This is a genomic window from Alterinioella sp. B-7, assembly GCF_056857775.1.
Genome location: NZ_JBSXNT010000039.1, coordinates 669,812 through 692,475, shown reverse-complemented (window position 1 = coordinate 692,475; position 22,664 = coordinate 669,812). Strand labels below are relative to the sequence as shown.

Here is a 22,664-nt window from a genome sequence, read left to right as displayed (position 1 = left end):
AATTTTCCTTCTTTGTTCCGTAAATATCCCGGGGAGCGCGAGGGGCTGGCCCCTCGCTCCCGCCCTCTCCCCTCAGCGCATCGGCGCGAAAATCGCCTCCTGCAAGGAACAGTCCCGCGCCACGTCCCGCCCGCATTCGCGGGGGTCAAGGTCGCGGGTCAGGCAGATGCGGATCTCCTGCACGCGACCATCGCGGCAGGTCACGGTCGTGGTCTCGTCGCGCAGATCCGGGTTCTCCTCCAGGAAGGCTTCCTCGATCACCTCGGCGGGCAGGCGCACCTCGCGGCCCAGGTTGCGCAGGAGGTCGGGGCGCGTCACCCGCTCATAGGCAAGCCGGGACAGGGCGAAATAGTCACGGGCCGACAGGCCGGAACAGACCCCGTGCTTGTTCCACTGGTGCCAGGCCAGCCCGCTCGATCCCATGATATCGGCCATATCCGCCGTCATCCCGCGCGAGGGATTGCGCTCACTTGTCGGGCAATAGCTTGGCCAGCCCGCCTCGTATTGCGGCCAGAGCCCGTGCAGGGTGAAGCCGAACCCCTGCCCCGGATCGCATTGCGGCGAGCCGCGCCCGTCGCCTTCGATCGCGCACCATGTCGGGGTCCAGCTCAAGGCCAGCACGTAATAGTCGAACGCGCCTGCGCGCTCGCCCTCGGCCCGTGCCGCGCCCGCGATCAGCATCAGTGCCATGATCAGTCGTATCATTTGCCCTTCCCTCCCGGCTTTATCCTGCTTATATACGCCACGACCTCCCTTACAACGACGTCACGCCAGGCCAGACCCGGCGAGCCGTTTCCCGGCACGGGAGAGATTTGCGAAACCCAAGGAGCCGCTCAAGATGAACAAACCGATCATGGCCAAAGCCACCGCTGTCTGGCTGGTCGACAACACCACGCTCAGCTTCCGTCAGATCGGCGATTTCTGCGGGTTGCACGAGCTTGAGGTGCAGGGCATCGCCGATGGTGACGTGGCCGCCGGTGTCAAGGGGTTCGATCCGATTGCCAACAATCAGCTGACCCAGGAAGAGATCGACACCGCCGAGAAGGATCCCTCCCACAAGCTGAAGCTCAAGTTCAACCCGTCTGCCGTGGGCGAGGAAAAGCGCCGCGGGCCGCGCTACACGCCGCTCAGCAAGCGCCAGGATCGTCCGGCCTCGATCCTGTGGCTGGTCAAGTTCCACCCCGAGCTGACCGATGGCCAGATCTCCAAGCTGGTCGGCACCACCAAGCCGACGATCCAGGCGATTCGCGAGCGCACGCATTGGAACATCGCCAATATCCAGCCGATCGACCCGGTGGCGCTTGGCCTGTGCAAGCAATCCGAGCTTGACGCCGTGGTGCAGAAGGCGGCGGCCAAGATCGCGGCCGAGGGCGGAGGCATGACCGATGACGAACGCCGCAAGCTGGTCTCGACCGAGCAATCGCTCGGCATGGAACCCGAGGCGCGGATTCCTTCCGCGATTTCGGGGCTGGAAACCTTCTCGCTCAGCGACAGTTCGGATCGCGATGAAGAGGAGGACGACGACAAGGACGAAAAGGATGTCCGCGACGCCGACAGTTTCTTCAACCTGCCCGACAGCGAGGACGACGACGAGGATGATGAGGACGACCGCCGCTGAGGCCCTCACCTCCGTGACAGCGAACACCCCCTGCCGGTCCCGCCGCAGGGGGTTTTTCGTGGCCGTTCGACTGCCGTGATCAGGGAACGCGTCGGCTTGTCCCGGCCTGCCTCGGGCCCGGGCTGCGGACAGCGGGGTTGATCTTGGTCAATGCGACGTTCGCCGCGTGCCCGAGAATGGAGGCTCATTCACCGACAAAAGCCGGGAGGCCCCGCCATGCGTAAGTTCCTTGCCGCCTTCACCTGTTTCACGACGCTTCTTGCCACGCCCCTTGCAGCGCAGCAAGATGACCCGCTGTGTGAGGATCTGTGGTTCGCCCGCAACCTGATCCATGATCGCGCCGGGTATTGCTTTTCGTCGCCCCTTGGCCAAGCCCAGTTCGACAACTCGGATTGCACGACCCGCAATGCGACGCTGGCCCCGGCACAGGCGGCACAGGTCGCCCGCATCCGCCAGTCCGAGTCCCAGTATTCCTGCAACCTCGACACCAACCGCACCTGGCTGACCTACCCCGATGAGCTGGAGCCCTATCGGCGCATGGCCGATGTTCCGGTGCGCGATTTCGGGGCCACGGGTTGCATCGGCTATCGCGGCCCGGTGCTGACGCTGCGCAATGGCGCGAGCCACGCCGCCGCCGCGATTGGCCAGCTCCGGCCCGGAGCCTCGATCACCTTTGCCCATTGGCCGCTGAACGGGTGGAGCTATGTCTCGATCTATCCGCAAGGATACGCGCCCGACGGACCTGCCGATTGGGGATGGGTGGCTATCGGCGAGGGCATGCCGCCTTGCGACAGCTACGCCGGGTAAGGTGGTTCAATGCGCCGCAGAGGTGACGTTATCCAGAAGCGTGCGGCCACCATCGACGGTGATCAGCTCGCCGGTGACGAACGCCGCCCCGTCCGAGCACAGGAACTGCACCGCACTGGCCACCTCGCGCGCCGATCCGATGCGGCCAAGCGGGGTACATTCCTTGATCTCGGCGCGCAACTCGCGGTTGCCCTTCAGCGTCTCCTTCAGGCTGTGCGACATCAATGATCCGAACGCCACCCCGTTCACCCGGATACGTTTGGGTGCCAGCGCCACGGCCAGGCTGCGCGTCACCTGGTCCAGCGCCGCCGCGCTGACCGAATAGGCCAGAAGATCGGGATGGGTGCGCCGCGCCGCGATCGAGGACAGGTTGACGATCGCCCCGACCGTGCCATCCTCGTTCCCGTCTTCCTCGGCCTGTTCGATCATCCGCTTGGCGACCGACTGGCTGAGCCTGAGCGCGGTATACATGTTCTGCTCCATCAGCACCTTGACGGTGTCGTCCGAAGCATCCAGCGGATCGCTTTCCTTGACCTGCCGGGCGGCGTTGATCAGGATATCGACCCGGTCGAAAGCGTCGATGGTGGCCGAGACCAGGTTGGCCACGGTCAGTTTCTCGCGCAGGTCGCCCGCGAAGAACCGGGCCTGGCCGCGCTCATCCTCGACATTGCCGACCTCATCAGCCAGCCGCGCCTCGTCGCGGTCGGCCAGCATCACATTGGCCCCGCGTTCGATGAAATGGCGCGCGATGGCAAGGCCGACGCCATTGGCGGCACCGGTGATGATCGCGGTCTTGCCTTCGATGGATAGGGACATCTGCGGTCTCTCCCGTTGATCAGGTCCGGCGCGCCGTTTTCGGCTTGCCTGCCTGATAGAGTTTGTAGCCGCCGATCTCGGCCAGCATCTTGCCGGTCCCGAAATGCGCCTTGAGCGTCGCCTCATAAGGCAGGTGGCGGTTGGCCACCATGAAGAACTGGCCCGAGGGTTTCAGCATCCGCGCGGCAGCGGCGATGAAGGCCTGCCCGAGGCCCGGGTCGGCGGCGCGGTCGGTGTGGAAGGGCGGGTTGGACAGGATCGCGTCATAGCGCCGGTTGGGGGTATGGGTGGTCGCATCGTCCCAGATGAGCCTCGCGCGCGGATCGGTGACGTTCCGGCGCACGGCCTCCAGCGCCGACCACTCGGCCTCGATCAGGTCGAGCCTGTCGATGCCCTCCTGCTCCTCCAATACCGAGGCGGCCAGGTAACCCCAGCCGGCCCCCAGATCGGCCACATCCCCCTTGAGTTGCGGCACGAGGGCGGCCAGCAATTCGGACCCTGCATCCGGGCCACCGGGGGAAAACATGCCCGGCGCGGTGATCCAGCGATCCTCGACCAATGCGGGGGCGGCGGCCCATTCGGCGATCTCCTGCGGCACGGTGTCGGGACGGGTCAGCCAGAAGAGCTTGCCATGCGATTTCGACAGCACGCCATCGACCGGCAGCAGTTTGCGCACGGCTTTCAGCACCGATTCGATGCCCTCGGTCTTCTGCCCGTCCACCGCGACGACTCCGCCGGGGGTGACACGGGCCATCGCCTCGGCCACCAGCGACAGGGTCTCGGGTTTCGATTTCACGATCTGGACCAGCGCCGCGCCGTATTGGCCCTCCGCCGCCACGACCGCATCAATGCCGCGTGCCGTCAGCCGCGCATGATCGGGGTAGAAGCCCTGCACCGCCTGCACCGCGCCCAAGCCGCTGAAATCGGCCTCGCCGCGTGCGCGCAAGACAAGGCTGCGCGCCCCATCAGGCCACGCCAGGTCACCGCTATCCAGCGCAAGGGTCCAACGATTTGGGGTCATGAGCGGCCCGAGGAAAAGCGTGCTATTCCTCTTTCTCCATGGTGCATTGCAGGGGATGCTGGTTGCGGCGGGCGAAATCCATCACCTGCGCCACCTTGGTTTCGGCAATCTCGTAGGAAAACACACCGACAACGGCCACGCCCTTCTTGTGGACGGTCAACATGATCTCGACCGCCTGCGAATGGGTGATGCCGAAAAAGCGTTCCAGAACATGCACGACGAACTCCATCGGGGTGTAGTCGTCATTCAGCAGCAGCACCTTGTAAAGCGGCGGACGCTGCGTCTTCGGCTTGGTCTGGGTCAGCACATCGGCACTGTCCCCGGTCTTGGGGGCCTTGGTCATCGCTGTCAGCGGGTGCAGAATCATTACGCCTTCCGGGTGGGATCGCATTGGGGTCGTGGTGATCCCAGTATATAGGCTGCATGCGCTATGGGAAAAGGGGGCGATTTCAGGCCCTGCCCCGGCGGAAAGGATCAAATGCACAGGAAAATCGAAACAATCGGCTTCGATGCGGACGATACGCTGTGGCAGAACGAAACCTTCTTTCACCTGACCCATGATCGCTTCGCGGAGCTTCTGGCCGATTACACCGAACGCGATCACCTGTTGGAGCGCCTGCTGGAGGCCGAGCGCCGCAACCTTGGCCATTACGGGTTCGGCATCAAGGGCTTCATGCTGTCGATGATCGAAACCGCCATCGAGGTGACGGAACAGAAGGTGCCCGCGCGGGTGATTTCGGATATTCTCGACGCAGGGCACGAGATGCTGCGCCACCCCGTCCACCTGCTGCCCCATGCGCAGGAAACGGTCGAGGCACTGGCGGGCACGCATCGGATCGTGCTCATCACCAAGGGCGACCTCCTGGATCAGGAGCGCAAGCTGGCCGCGTCCGGCCTGGGCGAGTTTTTCGACGGGGTCGAGATCGTCAGCCACAAGACGCCCGAGATCTACGCCCGCGCCTTTGCGGATAGCGGCGCGGCGCGCGCCATGATGATCGGCAATTCGATGAAATCCGACGTGGTTCCCGCGCTGGAGGCCGGGGCCTGGGGTATCTACGTGCCGCATGGCCTGACCTGGGCGCTGGAACATGCCGAGACGCCCGAGGATCACCCGAGGTTCCGCGAGATCGCTGATCTGGGCGCGCTGCCCGCGTTGCTGGACGAGATCGAGGGCTGATCGGGGTTGCCGCGACCGCCCCTCAGCTCCTAGGGTTGCGTCAGGGGGGACAACTCATGGCGTTTTCGTTCGACACGCTGGTATCCGACATCCGCCAAGCGGCCAAAGCGCCGGATGCGGAGGCGGCAATCCGCGAGGTGCTGACCGCGGCCGTTGCCGATCCCGCCCCCCTGATCGCCGCGACGCCCGAGGATGGTGAGGACGAGATCCTCTATTTCGAGGATGAAACCCTTTCGATCTGGCGCTGCCGCTTTCACCCGCACGAGGCGATTCCGGCGCATGAGCACAAGCTGAAAGTGCTGATAGCGGGCTATGCGGGCGGCGAGACCTCCGCGCTCTACCGGCGCGGACCGGGCGGGTTGGAGCATATCGAGACCGTCACCGCGCGGGCCGGTGATGTCATCACGCTCGACAGGGACGCGATCCACACCGTCACCACCGAGGGCGGCGCGCCGTCGCTGGCGATCCATGTCTATCTCGGGCCCCTGACCGCGTTGCAGCGCGACCTCTTCGACCCCGAGACAGGCGCAGCGGTGGCCTTCACGATGGAGAGTTTCGAGGCGATGAAGCGGCCCGTCTGAAGGCCCCGATGTCCGTTCCGGCCTCTGACCGGTCGCCTTGCGGGTTGACGTCACGAACCATCGGCGCACCCTGCCCGCAAACTGGCAAGGGAAGGTTGCTGAGATGGACGACGACACCCCCGGATCGGACCCCTGTTTCGCGCATCACCTCGTGGACGGCCATGTGATCGACCCGGAAACCGCGCGCGACGTGGCCACCTTCCGCAAGGCCGAGCGGACCCGGCTCTATGCCCTGCGCAAGGCGATGCCGGTCGAGGATCAGCGCGCGATGGCAGGACAGATCGCGGCACGGCTCGATGCCCTGCTGCCCGATCCGGCGGGCACAACCATCGCCGCCTATTGGCCTATCCGGGGCGAGATCGACCTGCGCGACTGGCTCGCCTCGGCCCATCGGCGCGGCGCGCGGCTGTCGCTGCCGGTGATCGTGCAGAAACATGCGCCGGTCGCGTTCCACCGCTGGCAACCGGGCGCGGCCATGACGCGCGGCGTCTGGAACATCCCCGTCCCGGTCGAGGCGCAACCCGTCACCCCCGATACCGTCATCGTGCCGCTTCTGGGCGTGGACGAGGCGGGCTATCGGCTCGGCAATGGCGGCGGCTATTACGACCGGACCCTGGCGCGCGCACCCGCAGGCACGGTGATCATCGGCGTCGGGCAGCCCTTCGCGGCGATGCGCACGATCTATCCGATGCCCTGGGACATCCCGATGCAGCGGGTGATCCTGGGTGACGGCACGGTGCGCGCATACCCGTAAGACCCCTTCTTTGTTCTTCAAATATCCAGATCGCCCGCGTCAGCGGGCGCGGATCGGCGCAGCCCACAGGCTGCGGCGACACGTCCTCAATTGACTCTGCCATTAATTAACGCATATGTTATATACATGTCTTCGCGCCCCGACCCCTCGCTTGCGACTCAATTCGCCGCCCTTGGCGACCCGACGCGGCTGGCCATCGTCGACCGCCTGATCGCGGACGGCCCGCTGCCTGCAGGCGCGTTGCAGGACGTGGCCGACATCTCCGCCCCTGCCATTTCCCGCCACCTCAAGGTGCTGCGCCAGGCGGGGCTGGTGCAGCAGCGCGTCGATGCGCAACGCCGCATCTACGCGGTGGACCCGGAGGCGATCCGCGCCATCGGCACCTGGACCATCACCCGCAAGGAGTTCTGGCAGGGCAGCCTCGACAGGCTCGCCGTCCTGCTGGACCCGGATAAGGATTGACCGCCATGCCCGATCTCGACCTGACCCGCCATTACGCCGCCCCGCCCGAGGATGTGTTCCGCGCCGTGACCGACCCCGATATGCTGGCGCAATGGTGGGGGCCGGAAGGCGTGCGCGTCGAAAGCGGTGATCTGGATTTCACCCGCACCGGCGCCTGGGGCTCGGTCATGATCAATGGTGAAGGCGGGCGCTACAAGGTGACGGGCCAGGTCACCCATGTCGATCCGCCCCGGTCGGTCGGCTTCACCTGGGCCTGGCATGACGATGAGGACAGGCGCGGCGCGGAAAGCCATGTGACCTTCACGGTCGAGGCGGATGGCGCGGGAGGCACGACCTTCCGGCTGCAACATATGGATCTGCCCGGCGCGGAGGCCGCCGAGAACCACAACCGGGGATGGACCTCATCCCTCAACAAGCTGGACGCGACCCTCGCGCCCTGACCAACCAGGAGGACTACCCCAATGTCGCATTATCTCTTTGTCTATCACGGCGGCTCCATGCCCGAAACCGAGGAAGAAGGCGCGAGGGTCATGGCCGCCTGGGGGGCCTGGATGGAGGGCCTGGGTGCGGCGATCGTCGATGGCGGCGCGCCTGTCGGCATGTCGAAAACCGTCAGCGCAGGCGGCGTGACGGATGACGGCGGATCGAACCCATGTTCGGGCTATACCATTGTCGAGGCCCCGGATCAGGACGCCGCCTGCAAGATGGCCGCGGGCTGCCCGATCAATGACGCGGGCGGGTCGGTCGAGGTGGCGGAAATCCTGCCGATGAGCACCGCTGGCACGCCTGTGACGTGAACGTGTCTTGCGCGTGTGGGCATCGGCCCGCAGGGTCAGCGGAACCTTTCGTTACCCGGACCCGCCCATGCTCGACGCCCGCCTGCTGCCGCTGCAACGCCGCCTGACCCACCCACCGGCGGAATTGCTGCATGGTTTGGGCGTGCGCCCGGACCACATCACGCTGGCGGGTTTCGCTATCGGGATACTGGCCCTGCCCGCGATCTGGGCCGGGTTCTACGGGATCGGCCTTGTGCTGATCCTGATCAACCGCGTGGCGGACGGGCTGGACGGGGCCGTCGCGCGGATGGGCACTCCCACCGATCGCGGGGCCTTCCTCGACATCGCGCTGGATTTCGTCTTCTACGCGGCGGTTCCGCTTGGCTTTGCGCTGGCCGACCCGTCGCGCAACGCGCTGCCCGCCGCCGTTCTGATCTTCAGCTTCGTGGGCACCGGATCGTCCTTCCTTGCTTTTTCGGTCCTGGCCGAGAAACAGCGGCTGACGGCCGAGGACTTCCCCACCAAGGGGCTCTACTATCTCGGCGGGTTGACAGAAGGGTTCGAGACCATCCTCTTTTTCGTCGCCTTCTGCCTGTGGCCGGGGGCGTTCATCTGGCTGGCCTATCTCTTCGCCGCCATGGCGCTGATCACCACCGTCGCGCGCTGGATGATGGGCTGGCAGGTTTTCGCGCCTGAGCCTTAGGCAAGTCCGCGCGAATCTGGCACAGTCGGCGGATGCAAGCGAAACATGTGGAACTGGTGACGGCGATTGCCGAGGCGGGCAGCCTCGGCGCGGCGGCGCTGCGTCTGAACAAATCACAACCGGCGCTGTCCAAGGCGCTGCAGGCCGCCGAGCGCGACCTCGGCTGCCAGATCTTCCATCGCGGCCCGCATGGCGTCGTGCCCACCGTCGAGGGGGAGCGCGTCGTTGACCGCTGCCGCCTGATCGCGCGCGACCTGGCGCTGCTGGACGAGGACATCGCGCAGATGCAGGGCGGGGTTCACGGCACCCTCAATGTCGTTGTCTCGCCCTTCGCCGCCGTCAAGATCCTGCCGCCCGTGCTGACCCGTTTCGCGCGGCGGTTTCCCTCCGTGCAGGTGCAGGTCGTCGGCGGCCATTCCAGCCGCGCCTACCAGATGCTGCGCGCAAGACGGGCCGATTTCGTCATCGGACCGGCCCCCGAGCCCGAGACCACCGTTGGCCTGCGCGCGCGCCACCTGGTCAGCACGTCCATCACCATCGTCACCGGCGAAGGCTCGCGCTACCTGACCCAGACCTCGCCGGAGGCGCTGCAACAGGCGCAATGGCTGCTGATCGGCCCGCGTGAGAGGCGCGCGACCTTCGCCGCCTATTTCGAGGCGCGCGGAATGCAGGCCCCGACGCCGATCCTGTGCTCCGATTCCATCCTGACCATCCTGTCGATGCTGGAAGGGACGGACCTGCTCTGCTCCTTCCCCACGCTGCTGGTGCGCGATGTCGCCCGCAGATGGCAGATCGCCACGCTGGACCTCGACTTCGACTTTCCCGAGATCTCGATCTCGCTGACCTCGGAACTGGCCCGCGTGCCGACCATGGCCGGACTCGCCTTCGAGGATCTGGTGATCGAGGAGGCGGCGCGGCTGGCCGCCCCATAACCAAAGCTCATGTCAGTGAGGATGAACGATTTGTCTGTTATGGTTTCCCTGCGTAACCTGCGCGAAGCGAATTGGGACCGGAAAATCTGTGGGGAGGACGCTCGTTGAACATCCTGTTCATCATGTATGACCAATTGCGGTTCGATTACCTGAGCTGCGCCGGGCATCCGCATCTGCACACGCCCAATTTCGACCGCGTCGCGGCGAAGGGCGTCCGCTTCACCAATGCCTATACCCAATCGCCGGTCTGCGGCCCAAGCCGGATGAGCTTTTACACCGGGCGCTATGCCTCCAGCCACGGCGCGCAGTGGAACGGCTACCCCCTGCGGGTGGGCGAAATGACGCTCGGCGACCACCTGCGCGCGGCGGGGGTGGATACGTGGCTGCTCGGCAAGACCCATATGAAGCCCGACACCGCCGGGATGGCGCGCCTGGGGATTGACCCCGACAGCACTATCGGCAGGCGGCAGGCCGAATGCGGCTTTGACGTCTGGGTGCGCGATGACGGGCTCTGGGGCGAGGGGCCGGACGGGTTCTATGACCCCAAGCCCTCGCCCTATAACGCCTATCTCAAGTCGAAAGGTTATGACGGCAGCAATCCCTGGGCCGATTATGCCAATGCCGGGATTGAAGGCGGGCAGAAGGCCTCGGGCTGGATGTTCATGAATGCCGACAAGCCCGCCAATATCCGCGAGGAGGATAGCGAGACGCCCTGGCTGACCTCGGAAACGCTGGATTTCATGGACAGGACCGACGGCCCCTGGTGCGCGCATGTCAGCTATATCAAGCCGCATTGGCCCTATATCGTGCCCGCGCCCTATCACGACATGTATGGCGCGAACCACGTGCCCGCCGCGTCCCGAGACGCGCGCGAAAGGGATGACCCGCACCCCGTCTACGCCGCCTTCATGTCCAACAAGATTGCCAAGGCGTTCCAGCAAGACGAGGTCCGGCAAAAGGTCATCCCCGCCTATATGGGCCTGATCAAGCAATGCGACGACCAGTTGGGCCGCATCCTCGACCGGCTGGAGAAGACCGGGCAAATGGCCGACACCATGATCGTGCTGACCTCGGATCACGGCGATTACCTGGGCGATCACTGGTTGGGCGAAAAGGACATGTTCCACGATGCCTCGGCCAAGATCCCGATGATCATCTACGACCCGCGGGCCGAGGCCGACACCACCCGCGGCACCACCTGCGACGCGCTGGTCGAGGCGATTGACCTTGTGCCCACCTTCGTCGATGCAGCGGGCGGTGAAGTGGCGGGGCATATCCTCGAGGGGCGCAGCCTGGTCCCGTGGCTGCACGGGCAAGCGCCCGAGAATTGGCGCGAAGTGGTGATCAGCGAATATGACTACTGCCTGACCCAGATGCGCGACGCGGTCGGTGTGTCGAACGCGGATGCACGCCTCTTCATGGTCCATGACGGGCGCTTCAAGCTGATCCATGCCGAAGGCGGCTTTCGCCCGATGCTGTTCGATCTTGAAACCGACCCGGAGGAGTTCCACGATCTCGGCACCTCGCCCGATCACGCTGGAGAGGTTGCCCGCCTCTATCGCCACCTGACCCAATGGGGCCTGCGACTGTCGCAGCGGGTGACGCGCTCGGACGCCGATCTTGACGCCATGCGCGGGGCCTCGGCGCGGCGCGGCGTCCTGCCCTTCCTCAAGGACGGGACCGAAGTGCCCGAGGAACTGACCCGGAAATATCGCGGTCCGGTTGAACAGAATCACCTGAAGGAACCAACCCAATGAGTTTCGGTGCCACCGCCCCGAACGCGCCCGAACGGCGCATCGCGGATATCCTCGCCGTGTTCTTTGCGCTGGTCATCCTGCTCTATGCCGCCGGCGGGCCAATCAGCGATTTCGTGCGCTGGTTCATCGAGGCCACGACCGCCGATTTCGAGGAGCTTTCGCGCCGCGACCAGCGCGTCCTCCTGCGCGAGCACTGGCTCGGCGCTGCCTGGCGCTCGGTCGAGCGCGGGTTCCTGCAACCTACCGGCCTGATCCTGGGTCTGCCGATCCTCTTCGGCCTCGTGATCTCCTCGCTCACCCTGCATGACCGGCCAGGGCTGCGCTGGCTGAACTGGCTGCTCGCCATCGTCTCCATCGTCACGCTGACGCAATGGATCGTTGGCGTTTTCGCCACCGATGCGGGGCTGCTGCCCTCGGCCGATCCGATTGATTTCGTGATCTTCCCGCTAGCCTCCGCTGTCACGCTTTACCTGACCTGGCGCATGTTCGGCGGCTTCATCGCGGCCTTTTGCCTGTTCTGGGTGATCTATCTTTTCGTACGCGGCGACCTGCCCGCATGGATGGGCATCTTGCAAGGCTCGGACGCGCCCTTTGACCAGAACCTGCGCGCGATGGTGCAGAATTTCTGGTCGCAGACCGGCGGCATGTTCGGCCAGCCGATCCAGGTCGTGTCCGGCAACGTGCTGATCTTCATCGTCTTCGGCGCGGTGCTGATGGCGTCGGGCGCGGGCGACCTGCTGATGAAGATCGCCAACCGGCTGACGGGCGGGTTCATCGGCGGGGCGGCCCATGCCTCGGTCGCCTCCTCGGCCCTCTTCGGCACCCTGTCCGGCGCGGCGATTTCCAACGTTGTCTCGACCGGCGTGATGACCATTCCGGTGATCAAGCGCGCGGGCTTCCGGCCCGCCTTTGCCGGCGCGGTCGAGGCTGCGGCCTCGACCGGGGGCCAGATCATGCCCCCCGTGATGGGCGTCGTCGCCTTCTTCGTCGCGGGACAGATCGGGCTGGAATACCGCTATATCGTGGTTGCGGCGATCCTGCCCGCCTTCATGTATTACCTCGGCACCTTCATGGCGGTCTATTTCGAGGCCCGCCGCGCAGGCGTCGGCGCCCTGCCCGCCGATCAGCGTCCGGGCCTGACGGGGCGCGAGTATCGCCAATGCCTGGTCTTCATCATCCCGCTTGGCGTCCTCTCCACCTTCCTCTTCATCCAGCCTTCGGTGCCCAAGGCGGGCTTCTACGGCTTCGTCGCGGCGCTGGTCACGTCGCTGGCGCTTTTCCCCGAGTTCCGCAACCGCTCCAGGCTCTGGCATGCCTTTGCTGATGCGGGGCGGATGTCGGCCTCCATCGTGGTGATCGTGGCGGCGATCGGGTTGATCGTGGGGCTGATCCAGTTGTCGGGCTTTGCCGGGCGGCTGTCGCTTCTTCTGGCGCAACTGGCCGATGGGCCGCTCTTCATCGTGCTGATCGTGGTGGCGCTCGGTTCCATCGTGCTCGGCATGGGGCTGCCGCCGGGGGCGACCTATTTCATCATCGTCATCGCCCTCTCCTCCGGCATCGAGGCCGTGGGCATACCAGAGCTGACCCTGCACCTCTTCGTCGTCTTCTTTGCAGTGATGTCGACGGTGACGCCGCCCGTGGCGCTGGCCGCTTTCGCCGCCGCGCCCATTGCCGGGGCCGATCCGATCAAGACCGGCTTTGCCGCCGCCAAGATCGGGCTGGCCGGGTTCCTGATCCCCTTCGTCTTCGCCTATCACCCGGCGGTCCTCTACAAGTTGCAGGTGCTCTTCGCCTGGTTCGGCTCCGAGGTCTCAAGCTCGGCCACCATGATGGATCCCTATGCGATCTCGTGGTTCGCCTTCTTCTGGATCGTCGCGGCCTTCATCCTGGCGATGTGGCTGCTATCCTCGGCGCTGGCGGGTCATGAGCGGGGGCCGCTCACCCCGCTGGAGCGCGCGCTGCGCGTCGCCGCCGGGCTGGTGATGCTGGCCCCGCAAATGATCTATGCCCTGCCCGCGGCGGGCCTGGGCATCGCGCTGATCCTTTTCCACCGCATCAAGGGGGCCGGGGACGGTTCCCCCCAACCACGCGGCAGCACCGCCGCCTGACATTCAAAACAGGGAGAGACTGACATGAAACATCTGATTACCGGCGCGGCCCTTGCCGCGATGCTTGCCACCGGGGCGGCGCAGGCGCAGGAAACGCTGCGCATGGCCACGATCGCGCCGAGCCTGGGCCAGGCCATCACCATGGCCACCTTCGCCAATATCGTGAATGACAACCTGGAGGGCGTCACCATCGAGGTCGCGGGCGGCGGCGCGGCGACCCTGCACCAGCTGGAGATCGGGCGCGGCAACCTTGAGATGTCGATGACCTCGCCCAACATCTACGACCTGATGGCCGCCGGGGCCGCGATGTATCAGAACGAGGCCGACGCGGCGGAAGCGGCGGAAAATGTCCAGCTTCTGATGTGGTTCCCCTATGGCCAGTATCATTATGCCGTGCGCGGCGACAGCGACATCCAGCTGCTCGATGACATCGAGGGCGCGACGGTCTTCATCGGCCCGCAGGGCGGCGGCGCCTACCATTCGGCGCGGCGCTGGATCGAGGCCTCGACCGGCCTTGTCGTGGGCGAGGATTACGAGGCGATCAGCGCCAACTGGCAAACCGGGTTCCAGGCCTTCCTGGATGGCAGCGTCGAGATGTATGTGAATGGCTGCCTCGATCCGTGCCAGCAATTCCTGCAATTCTCGGAGACCGAAAGCCTGCGCTTCATCCAGCCCGAGATGACCGAAGGCCCCGAGGTCGAGGCCTTCCTGGGCGAATACAGCTTCCTGGAGGAGATCCCGGCAGGTATCTACGAGAACCAGACCAATGACGGCCCGGTGATCTCTCACAACACCTCGGTCGGAATCGCGATCAGCGCCGATCTGGACGAAGAGCTTGTCTACCAGATCACCCGCGCCTTCTGGGAAAACCTAGACCAGGTGACCTCGCAGGCCCCCTGGGCGGCAGCGCTGGATGTAAACTTTGCCGCCGAACAGCGCGGCCAGATGCAACTGCATCCCGGTGCGCGGCGCTACTATGAGGAAGTCGGCGCGTTATAAACTGACAGGCGGCGGGGCACGTCCCCGCCGCTACGCCTGCAACCCCCGGTCGATGGCGCGCGACAGCTTGCCGACAAGTTCGTCGATCTGGGCATCCTCGATGATGAAGGGCGGGGCCAGCAGGATGTGATCGCCCGACTTGCCGTCGACGGTGCCGCCCGCCGGATAGCAGATCAGCCCTTCCTCCATCGCCGCCGATTTCACCTTGAGATGCAGCTTTCGGGCCGGATCGAAGGGCTGCTTGCTGGCCCGATCCTCGACCAGCTCGACACCGCGAAAGAGGCCACGCCCCCGCAGGTCACCGATATGGGGATGCTGACCGAACGCGGCATCCAGGGCTGCGGCAAGCGTTTCGCCCTGCACCTGCACCCGCTCGATCAAGCCCCGGTCTAGGATGGCCGAGACGACCGCATGGGCCGCCGCCGCCGACAGCGGATGCGCGTGATAGGTGTGACCGTGCTGGAAACTGCCCGACCCCTGCGCGATGGCCTCGTAGATCTTCCCCGAACACAACATCGCGCCAATCGGCGCATAGCCCGCGCCAAGCCCCTTGGCGATGGTCACGATATCGGGGCTGACGCCGTCCTGTTCGCAGGCAAAGAGGCTGCCGGTGCGCCCCATGCCGCACATGACCTCATCGAGGATCAGGAGGATCCCGTGCCGGTCGCAGATCTCGCGGATGCGGGGGAAATAGCCGGGAACCGAGGGCACCGCGCCCGCCGTCGCGCCGACCACGGGCTCGGCGATGAAGGCCATGACGGTTTCGGGGCCAAGCCGTTCGATCTCGGCCTCCAACTCATTCGCCGCGCGCTGGCCGTACTCCTCGAGGCTCTCGCCCTCACCGCGTTCGCGGTATTCGAAACAGGGCGCGATATGGCTGGTCTCGACCAGCAGCGGCGCGTATTTCTCGCGCCGCCAGGCATTGCCGCCCGCCGCCAATGCGCCGAGCGTGTTGCCGTGGTAGCTCTGCCTGCGCGCGATGACGCGGTGGCGCTTGCCCTCGCCGATCTCCAGGAAATACTGCCGCGCCAGTTTCAGCGCCGCCTCGATCGCCTCGGAACCGCCCGCCAGCAGGTAGACCTTGTCGATCCCCTCGGGCGCGTTGGCAATGAGCAGATCGGCCAGCGCCTCGGCGGGCTCGGAGGTGAAGAACCCGGTATGGGCGAAGGCCAACTGGTCCAGTTGCGCGTGCATCGCGGCGCGCACATCCGGATCGGAATGGCCCAGGCAGGACACCGCCGCGCCGCCCGATCCGTCCAGATAGGCGCGGCCCTGATCGTCATAGAGGTAACAGCCCTCGCCGCGCACGGCCTTGCGCAGGGGGGCCTTGCCGCGACCGAAAACATGGGTCATCGGACCTAATCCCCCCGAACCACGAAGACGGATTGCCTGGCGTGGCGCACCACCCGCGCGGCGTTGGGGCCAAGCAGGTAGTCGCTGAGCTCCGGCGCGTGCGAGCCCATGACGATGGCGTCCGCGTTCAGCCGGTTCGCCGCCTCGATGATCTGGTCATAGACCCGGCCATGCAGGACATGGGGATGCACCTCGACGCCGTCCGGGACATTGTCCTTGACCCAGGCCGTCAGGGCCTCGCCGACATCGTGCAGGGCGTTTTCCTCGAAGCTCGCATCGAAATAGCTGCCGACCACGGACAGGCCGAAATCGGGCACCACTGTGGTGACATGCAGCACACCGCCCCCCGCCTCGCACAGCATCAGCGCGGCGGGCAGCGCGCGCGACCAGCTTTGATCACTCGACAGGTCGATGGGCAGAAGAACGGTCTTGAACATGGGGCATCCTCCTCAGAAGGCCGGTTTGGTCTGGCGGCGGCGTTGCAGCAGGATCACGATCAAGAGCAGCAGCAGCGCCGGCAGGTAGAAGACCTGCTCCGGCAGCCGGTCGCGCGCCATCTGCACGGCGGAGAGTTGCACCGGATCGTCGGCGTAGAAGTCGAAATCGACCAGCGCCTCGGCGGCTTCGGTGCCGAACATCGGCTCATCCAGCCGCATCGCATCGCCATCGGGGATCAGCAGAAGGCCGGTATTCGACATCCGCGTCGCGGTATCGCCGCCCTCGGCGAAGATCACCAGCGTGGTTTCCGCCGTCTCGCCGGTGTTGAAATCCGGCCCCGCGATCTGCAGGCGGATACGCTCGCCCTCGGGCGCCGCGCCAAGCGCCTCCTCGAACTGGGCGGGCGGCACCTCGATGAACGGATCCTGCACCATGTTCAGCCAGACATTCGGCACGAAGAGGGTGAAGGCCACCAGAAGCAGCGCGGCGCTTTCATAGATCCGCGATCGGGCCAGGAAATAGCCCTGCGTGGCGGCGGCGAAGAGAAGCATCGCAAATGTCGCGACAACGAAGACGAACACCGCCTGCCCCATCCCGGCCCATGTCCCCAGGTCGACGCCATAGAGGATCAGCGTCGGGTTGTAGATGAACAGGAACGGCAGCGCGACGGTGCGCAGGCTATAGAAGAAGGCGGTGAAACCGGTCTTGATCGGATCGCCCCCCGACACGGCGGCGGCGGCGAAACTGGCCAGCCCCACGGGGGGCGTCACATCCGCCATGATGCCGAAATAGAACACGAAGAGGTGCGCGGCGATCAGCGGCACGATCAACCCCTCCTGCGCGCCCAGCGACACCACGACCGAGGCCATCAGCGACGAGACCACGATATAATTCGCCGTGGTCGGCAGGCCCATGCCCAGGATCAGCGAGAAGAGCCCCACCAGCACCAGCATCAGGAAGAGGATGCCAAAGGACAGCTGTTCGACCAGCCCGGCAAGCTCTGTCCCGATGGGCGTGCGGGTGACGGTGGCCACGATGATACCGGCGGCCGCCGTGGCGACGCCGATGCCGATCATGTTGCGCGCACCCGCGATCAGACCGTCGATGAGATCGTTGAAGCCGTTCTTGAACTCGGCCGCGATCTGGCCGCCCTCGCCCCGAAAGAGCGCCTTGAGCGGGCGCTGCGTCAAGATGATCCCGATCATCAGCGCGGTGGCGAAGAAGGCCGAGCGCGCGGGGCTTTGCCGTTCCACCATCAGGAACCAGATCAGCACCACGATAGGCAGGATATAATGCAGGCCGGTGGAATAGATGTCCTTGACCTGCGGCAGCTTGATCTCCTTGGAATTGGGGTCGTCCATCTCGAGGTCGGGCTTGCGCGAGGCGATGGCGACCAGCCAGAGATAGACCGCTAGCAGCACCACCATCATGATCGGCCCGGTCAGGTCCGGCAGCGTGTCGCGCAGCGCGCCGACGCCATAGATCAGCGCGGTGAAGCCGACGCCCGCGACGGCAAATCCGATGAACGCCTTGATGATCATGCCGAGGAAGCTCTTGGCCTCGCCCAGGGCGGGCATGTCCTTTTTCAGGGCCTCCAGATGCACGATATAGACCAGCGCGATATAGCTGATCACGGCGGGGATGAAGGCGTGCTTGATGACCTCGATGTAGGAGATGCCGATGAACTCCACCATCAGGAATGCCGCGGCCCCCATGACGGGCGGCATGATCTGACCATTGACCGAGGAGGCGACCTCGACCGAGCCCGCCTGCTCGGCGGTGAAGCCCACCCGCTTCATCAGCGGAATGGTGAAGGTGCCGGTGGTGACGACATTGGCGATGGAAGAGCCCGAGATCAGCCCGGTCATCGCGCTTCCCACGACGGCGGCCTTGGCCGGTCCGCCGCGCAGGTGGCCGAGGCCCGCGAAGGCCAGCTGGATGAAGTAATTGCCCGCCCCCGCCTTGTCCAGCAGCGAGCCGAAAAGGACGAAGAGGAACACGAAAGCGGTGGAGACCCCAAGCGGGATGCCGAAGACGCCGCCCGTATCCAGCCATTGCGCATTGATCAGCGCGGTGAAGGACAGGCCCTCATGCTCGATCAGGTCGGGCACCAGCCAGCCCTGCCCGAAATAGGCATAGGCCAGGAAGATAGCCCCGACGATGGTCAGCGCGGGGCCAAGCGCGCGGCGGCTGGCCTCCAGGAGGACGACAATACCGACCGCGCCGATGATCACCTGCGTCTGCGTCGGCAGGCCCGAGCGGGCCGTCAGCGCCAGAACGTCGGAGAACCAGAAGACGTAGAACGTGCAAAAGCCACCGATGGCGATCAGGATCCAGTCGGTGATGGGAATGTAGTGGCGCGGAGAGCGCTTGAGCGCCGGATAGGCCAGGAACGCGAGGACGATGGCGAAAAAGAGATGCAGGGGCCGCGTCTGCGTCGAGTTCATCGCCGGCAGGTATTGCGCGAACCAGAGCTGCGGCTGCGCGATCCAGAGCTGAAAGAGCGACCAGACCAGCGCCAGGCCCGAGATCAGCAGCGCGATATTGCGATTGGATGGATCGCGCGCGCCGCTATCGGTGCTGGCGACCAGATCCTGCAATTCCTCGTCGGTGAATTGGCGCCCCTCGCGCCCGTCTTGATCCGTCATCGCGCTGTTCCCCCGAGTGGTGCCAAGAAAGGCTGCCAGTTATTTTTGGCGGTCGGGCACCGTGGGTGGTGCCCGACCGGATCTTGTGCCGGCAGGAAGGCGCCGGGGCGTGAGCGTCACTCGATCAGGCCAGCCTCGCGGTAGTAGCGCTCGGCCCCGGCATGCAGCGGTGCCGACAGGCCGTCATTGGCCATTTCCGCCGGGTCCAGGTTGGCGAATGCGGGATGCAGGCCGCGGAACTGGTCGATATTCTCGAACACCGCGCTGACCACTTCATAGACGACCTCTTCGGGCACATCGGCCGAAGTCACGAAGGTCGCGCCGACGCCGAAGGTCGTCACGTCCTCGTCATTGCCGCGATACATGCCGCCGGGAATGGTGGCGACACGGTAGAAGGGATTTTCCTCGACCAGCGTATTCACCGCATCGCCGGTCACGTTCACCAGCACGGAATCGCAGGCGGTGGTGGCCTCCTGGATCGAGCCGGACGGGTGGCCGACGGTGTAGATCATCGCGTCGATATTGTTGTCGCACAGCGCCTGGCTCTGCTCGGCGGCCTGCAACTCGGCGGCGACGGCGAAGTCATCCATGGTCCAGCCCATCTCGGCCATCAGCACTTCCATCGTGCCGCGCTGACCGGAACCGGGATTGCCCACATTGACGCGCATCCCCCGCAGATCCTCGAAATTCTCGATGCCGGAATCGGCGCGCGCGACAACGGTGAAGGGCTCGGGATGGACCGAGAAGACGGCCCGCAGGTCTTCGAACGCGCCCTGCTCCTCGAACCGCGAGGTGCCGTTATAGGCGTGATACTGCCAGTCGGACTGCGCCACGCCGAACTCAAGCTCGCCGCCGCGAATGGCGTTGATGTTGAAGACCGATCCGCCGGTCGATTCCACACCGCAGCGGATGCCATGCTCGGCCCGGTTGCGGTTGACCATCCGGCAGATCGCGCCGCCGGTCGGGTAATAGACGCCGGTCACACCACCCGTGCCGATGGCGATGAAAGTGTCCTGCGCGGCGACAGCGCCAGCGCCGAAAACCGTCGTGGCCGCGACAAGCGCGCCAACAAAATGCTTGTTCATGATAGTCTCCCTGAGTTTTTCATCCTTGAGCATGGATGCCTCAAGGATGGGGCGAGGACCGGAAGATAGTCAAGTGTTGCGGGAGGAACGGTTCCCGCCGGATTGCGCCGGAAGGGATTTTCCAGCCATGGCTCAGGCGACGGATTTCGATTTGAAACTCATGCGCCAGCCCGTCACCGCCGCCGAAATCGTCTGACAGGATCACACCTGTTCGTCAGGTCTCGACACCCCACCAGCGCAGGGTGTTTGCCAGATGCGCGCGAATTGCGGCAGTCGTCGCCTCAAGGTCGCGCGCCTCGAGGGCCGCGATGATCACAAGATGCTCCTCCATGGCCGAAGTGATCCGATCCGGCAGAAACGGGCGACTGTTCTGGATCACGGCAATCCGGTCACGGTTTTCGTCATAGAGCCGTTCGGCAAGGTTGGAGCCAATCCCCGCCGAGAGCATATCGTGCAGCGAAAGGTCGGTCTCAATGGCGCGCGCCGACAGGCCGGTGACCGTCCGATCCCGTGCAAGGTCGCGCAACGCTTCATGGATCTGGCGCATTTCGTGCAGCGGCATGTCAAAGCCACCCTCGATCAGGTTGCGCGCGCCCTCGCAATCGAAGATCGCGCGCAGTTCCAGGCATTCGCGCGTGATCTGCGGCCCGGCATCCATCACCATCACGCCGCGCTTGGGGATCACATCGACCAACCCGGCCGCCTCGGCGCGCTTCACCGCTTCGCGGACTGCCGCAATCGGCATTTCCAGGCGCTCAACCAGCATCGGCATGGACAGGAAATTGCCGCTCGCCAACCGCCCGTCACGCAGTTGCGCAATCAGGGCCTTGTAGGCCTGGTCCATCATCAGATCCTTGGGCGGGCTTTTCGCGGTCATGTCGGTCTCACTGCTCATACTGTCCAGTATCGGAGAAGAATCAGGGCCTGATCTTCAAATATTTTATGAAAGATTTGTCTAAAAACCTTATGTATCATTTTTTCTAATATAAATGCTAAAATGTTAGATACAATGACAGGCCGCGATTTTCGTTGCGTCATCCACCGCAACACCCCGCGAGCACCATTCCTAGGGAGGGAGACACAATGACCACCACGCACATGGACCACGCTCCGGGCGACGGCGACACGCTGAACCCGGTCACGGCAGAAGAGAAGTCCTGGGGCTGGTTCGCCATCTTCAACGTCTGGGCCAATGACATCCAGTCGTTGTTTGGCTACTCGCTGGTGGCCTCGCTCTTCATCTCCTTCGGCGTCAGCGGCTGGACGGCTTTCACCGCCCTGATCACCGCCAGTCTTTTCGTGATGTTCATGGTCAACCTCTCGGGGGCCGCTGGCGAAAAATACGGGATCCCCTACCCGGTCTTTGCACGCGCCAGCATGGGCACCGCCGGGGCCAAACTGCCTTCGGTCCTCAGGGCCACGGTCGCAGTGTTCTGGTATGGGGTGCAGGTCTATTTCGCCTCCACCGCCGTTGCCCTCCTGATCCACTCGCTCACGGGCACCACCGGCGGGGCCGAATACCTGGGCCTCAGCGCTGTCGATTGGATCTCCTTCGTGATCGTCTGGGCCTTCCACATCTTGATCTTCTGGCGCGGTATGGACTGGGTCGAAACCTTCCTCAACATCGCCGGCCCCTTCGTCTATGCCGTCATGATCGGCCTCGTGATCGTGCTTTGGTTCAAATCCGACGGTCAACTGCTCAGCCAGGCGCGCACCATCTTTGTCAGCGCCGACGCCACCTGGACCACCGAGATCAACGGCTTCATCGCCATTGTCGGCACGATGGTCGCCTATTTCGCTGCCGTGATGATCAACTTCTCGGACTTCTCACGCTATGCCCGTGACAAGGGCACGATGGTCAAGGGCAATTTCGCCGGCCTGCCGCTGAACATGATCCTCTTCTCGGCGCTGGCACTGCTGACCACCGCGGGGGCCGCCGTCGTCTATGGCGAGGCGATCATCAACCCGACCGAGATCGTCGATCGCACCGACAGCGTCCTTCTCGGCGTTATTGCGGCCATCACCTTCTTCGCCGCGACCGTGGGTATCAACCTGGTGGCCAACTTCATCCCCGCCGTGAACGGCATCGCCAACCTGGCACCGTCGAAAATCAGCTTCCGCGCCGCTGGCCTGATCACCTCGGGCTTTGCCCTGGTCATCGGCGGGCTCTGGACGGCCTTCATCAGCAATTTCGGCATCAGCGGCTTCGTCAACACGCTCGGTGCCACGCTGGCCCCGCTCTATGGCATCCTGATCGTGGATTACTACCTGCTGCGCAAGCAGTCGTTGAACCGCGATGCGCTCTACAACATGGACGGTGGCGAATACCACTACCGCAACGGCTGGAACGACAACGCGCTGATCGCATTCGCCATCGCCGCGGTCTTCTCCATCGCAACCGTCTGGGTTCCGGCGCTTGCCCAACTCAGCGGCTATGCCTGGGTCATCGGTGCCGTCCTGGGTGGCGTGATCTACTACATGCGCGGTCGCGCGGCCTGAACACCATCGGTCCTGCACCCGGCTTGACCATGCAGCCATTTGGTCAGGTCGGGTGGCTTTTTCGGACACCCGGACACGAAACAAAAAGGCCCCGCGAAATCGCGGGGCCTTTTCAATCTCATGACGAAAC

At 64.8% G+C, this 22,664-nt stretch carries 24 protein-coding genes; 15 read left to right on the top strand and 9 right to left on the bottom strand.

Annotated elements, in window-relative coordinates; genetic code table 11:
* Nucleotides 1-72: 72 nt before the first annotated feature.
* Entirely contained in the window at nt 73-705 is a 633-nt protein-coding gene (locus AC13C7_RS18415; RefSeq protein ID WP_482868318.1) for a ribonuclease T2 family protein, read from the bottom strand.
* Nucleotides 706-838: 133 nt separating this feature from the next.
* On the opposite strand from AC13C7_RS18415, the gene AC13C7_RS18410 reads away from it, so the two are divergent.
* Nucleotides 839-1,618, top strand: coding sequence for a DUF1013 domain-containing protein (locus AC13C7_RS18410; RefSeq protein ID WP_172320051.1), 780 nt, complete (start codon nt 839-841; stop codon nt 1,616-1,618).
* A 216-nt stretch (nt 1,619-1,834) separates the two neighbouring features.
* Nucleotides 1,835-2,425 carry a DUF4453 domain-containing protein gene (locus tag AC13C7_RS18405; RefSeq protein WP_172320052.1) on the top strand — a complete coding sequence of 197 codons (591 nt, stop codon included), beginning with the start codon at nt 1,835-1,837 and terminating at the stop codon, nt 2,423-2,425.
* 6 nt (nt 2,426-2,431) lie between these two features.
* Here the strand turns inward: AC13C7_RS18405 and AC13C7_RS18400 are convergent, their stop codons facing one another.
* Genes AC13C7_RS18400 through clpS form a run of 3 tightly spaced genes read right to left on the bottom strand, consistent with a single transcriptional unit; the run spans nt 2,432 to nt 4,605 of the window.
* Nucleotides 2,432-3,241, bottom strand: a complete 810-nt coding sequence (locus AC13C7_RS18400) for an SDR family NAD(P)-dependent oxidoreductase (RefSeq protein ID WP_172320053.1) — start codon at nt 3,239-3,241, stop codon at nt 2,432-2,434.
* Nucleotides 3,242-3,260: 19 nt separating this feature from the next.
* Nucleotides 3,261-4,262, bottom strand: a complete 1,002-nt coding sequence (locus tag AC13C7_RS18395) for a class I SAM-dependent methyltransferase (RefSeq protein ID WP_482868317.1) — start codon at nt 4,260-4,262, stop codon at nt 3,261-3,263.
* 22 nt (nt 4,263-4,284) lie between these two features.
* Nucleotides 4,285-4,605 (bottom strand): ATP-dependent Clp protease adapter ClpS, encoded by a 321-nt coding sequence (gene clpS / locus AC13C7_RS18390; RefSeq protein ID WP_172320055.1) that lies wholly within the window; start codon nt 4,603-4,605, stop codon nt 4,285-4,287.
* 135 nt (nt 4,606-4,740) lie between these two features.
* Between clpS and AC13C7_RS18385 the strand changes: the two genes are divergently transcribed.
* The 11 genes from AC13C7_RS18385 (at nt 4,741) to AC13C7_RS18335 (ending at nt 14,511) form a co-directional block, all read left to right on the top strand.
* Nucleotides 4,741-5,439, top strand: a complete 699-nt coding sequence (locus AC13C7_RS18385; RefSeq protein ID WP_446170699.1) for an HAD family hydrolase — start codon at nt 4,741-4,743, stop codon at nt 5,437-5,439.
* Nucleotides 5,440-5,495: 56 nt separating this feature from the next.
* Nucleotides 5,496-6,020, top strand: a complete 525-nt coding sequence (locus AC13C7_RS18380; RefSeq protein ID WP_474887481.1) for a hypothetical protein — start codon at nt 5,496-5,498, stop codon at nt 6,018-6,020.
* A 103-nt stretch (nt 6,021-6,123) separates the two neighbouring features.
* On the top strand, nt 6,124-6,774 hold the full coding sequence (locus AC13C7_RS18375; RefSeq protein ID WP_446122224.1) for a 5-formyltetrahydrofolate cyclo-ligase: 651 nt from the start codon (nt 6,124-6,126) through the stop codon (nt 6,772-6,774).
* Between the two features lie 126 nt (nt 6,775-6,900).
* Nucleotides 6,901-7,236 carry an ArsR/SmtB family transcription factor gene (locus tag AC13C7_RS18370; RefSeq protein WP_446122225.1) on the top strand — a complete coding sequence of 112 codons (336 nt, stop codon included), beginning with the start codon at nt 6,901-6,903 and terminating at the stop codon, nt 7,234-7,236.
* Between the two features lie 5 nt (nt 7,237-7,241).
* Nucleotides 7,242-7,676 carry an SRPBCC family protein gene (locus AC13C7_RS18365; RefSeq protein ID WP_482868316.1) on the top strand — a complete coding sequence of 145 codons (435 nt, stop codon included), beginning with the start codon at nt 7,242-7,244 and terminating at the stop codon, nt 7,674-7,676.
* 21 nt (nt 7,677-7,697) lie between these two features.
* Nucleotides 7,698-8,033: a YciI family protein gene (locus tag AC13C7_RS18360; RefSeq protein ID WP_446169498.1), complete on the top strand. Its 336-nt coding sequence runs from the start codon at nt 7,698-7,700 to the stop codon at nt 8,031-8,033.
* 67 nt (nt 8,034-8,100) lie between these two features.
* Entirely contained in the window at nt 8,101-8,715 is a 615-nt protein-coding gene (locus AC13C7_RS18355) for a CDP-alcohol phosphatidyltransferase family protein (protein ID WP_446122228.1), read from the top strand.
* A 32-nt stretch (nt 8,716-8,747) separates the two neighbouring features.
* Nucleotides 8,748-9,647 (top strand): LysR family transcriptional regulator, encoded by a 900-nt coding sequence (locus AC13C7_RS18350; protein WP_446122229.1) that lies wholly within the window; start codon nt 8,748-8,750, stop codon nt 9,645-9,647.
* Nucleotides 9,648-9,751: 104 nt separating this feature from the next.
* Complete coding sequence (locus AC13C7_RS18345; protein ID WP_482868315.1) at nt 9,752-11,404, top strand: sulfatase-like hydrolase/transferase; 1,653 nt, start codon at nt 9,752-9,754, stop codon at nt 11,402-11,404.
* Nucleotides 11,401-13,512: a TRAP transporter permease gene (locus tag AC13C7_RS18340; RefSeq protein WP_482868314.1), complete on the top strand. Its 2,112-nt coding sequence runs from the start codon at nt 11,401-11,403 to the stop codon at nt 13,510-13,512. Before AC13C7_RS18345 ends, AC13C7_RS18340 begins: the two co-directional genes overlap by 4 nt.
* A gap of 24 nt (nt 13,513-13,536) precedes the next feature.
* Nucleotides 13,537-14,511 carry a TAXI family TRAP transporter solute-binding subunit gene (locus AC13C7_RS18335; protein ID WP_482868313.1) on the top strand — a complete coding sequence of 325 codons (975 nt, stop codon included), beginning with the start codon at nt 13,537-13,539 and terminating at the stop codon, nt 14,509-14,511.
* A gap of 30 nt (nt 14,512-14,541) precedes the next feature.
* Here AC13C7_RS18335 and AC13C7_RS18330 read toward each other — a convergent pair whose 3' ends face one another.
* The 4 genes from AC13C7_RS18330 to AC13C7_RS18315 all read right to left on the bottom strand — a co-directional run bounded on the left by AC13C7_RS18330 (nt 14,542) and on the right by AC13C7_RS18315 (nt 20,035).
* A complete protein-coding gene (locus tag AC13C7_RS18330; protein WP_482868312.1) occupies nt 14,542-15,864 on the bottom strand; it encodes an aspartate aminotransferase family protein in 1,323 nt (440 codons plus the stop codon).
* A gap of 5 nt (nt 15,865-15,869) precedes the next feature.
* The gene (locus AC13C7_RS18325) at nt 15,870-16,301 is read right to left on the bottom strand and encodes a universal stress protein (protein WP_172320068.1); all 432 of its coding nucleotides are present in this window, start codon (nt 16,299-16,301) and stop codon (nt 15,870-15,872) included.
* Nucleotides 16,302-16,313: 12 nt separating this feature from the next.
* Complete coding sequence (locus AC13C7_RS18320) at nt 16,314-18,950, bottom strand: TRAP transporter permease (protein ID WP_482868311.1); 2,637 nt, start codon at nt 18,948-18,950, stop codon at nt 16,314-16,316.
* A 116-nt stretch (nt 18,951-19,066) separates the two neighbouring features.
* The gene (locus AC13C7_RS18315) at nt 19,067-20,035 is read right to left on the bottom strand and encodes a TAXI family TRAP transporter solute-binding subunit (RefSeq protein ID WP_446169504.1); all 969 of its coding nucleotides are present in this window, start codon (nt 20,033-20,035) and stop codon (nt 19,067-19,069) included.
* On the opposite strand from AC13C7_RS18315, the gene AC13C7_RS18310 reads away from it, so the two are divergent.
* The gene (locus AC13C7_RS18310) at nt 20,034-20,231 is read left to right on the top strand and encodes a hypothetical protein (RefSeq protein ID WP_482868310.1); all 198 of its coding nucleotides are present in this window, start codon (nt 20,034-20,036) and stop codon (nt 20,229-20,231) included. The genes AC13C7_RS18315 and AC13C7_RS18310 overlap by 2 nt on opposite strands.
* 18 nt (nt 20,232-20,249) lie before the next feature.
* Here the strand turns inward: AC13C7_RS18310 and AC13C7_RS18305 are convergent, their stop codons facing one another.
* A complete protein-coding gene (locus AC13C7_RS18305; protein WP_446122237.1) occupies nt 20,250-20,930 on the bottom strand; it encodes a GntR family transcriptional regulator in 681 nt (226 codons plus the stop codon).
* A gap of 188 nt (nt 20,931-21,118) precedes the next feature.
* Here AC13C7_RS18305 and AC13C7_RS18300 point away from each other — a divergent pair, with 188 nt between their 5' ends.
* Nucleotides 21,119-22,534, top strand: a complete 1,416-nt coding sequence (locus AC13C7_RS18300) for an NCS1 family nucleobase:cation symporter-1 (RefSeq protein WP_172320072.1) — start codon at nt 21,119-21,121, stop codon at nt 22,532-22,534.
* The last annotated feature ends 130 nt before the right edge of the window (nt 22,535-22,664 follow it).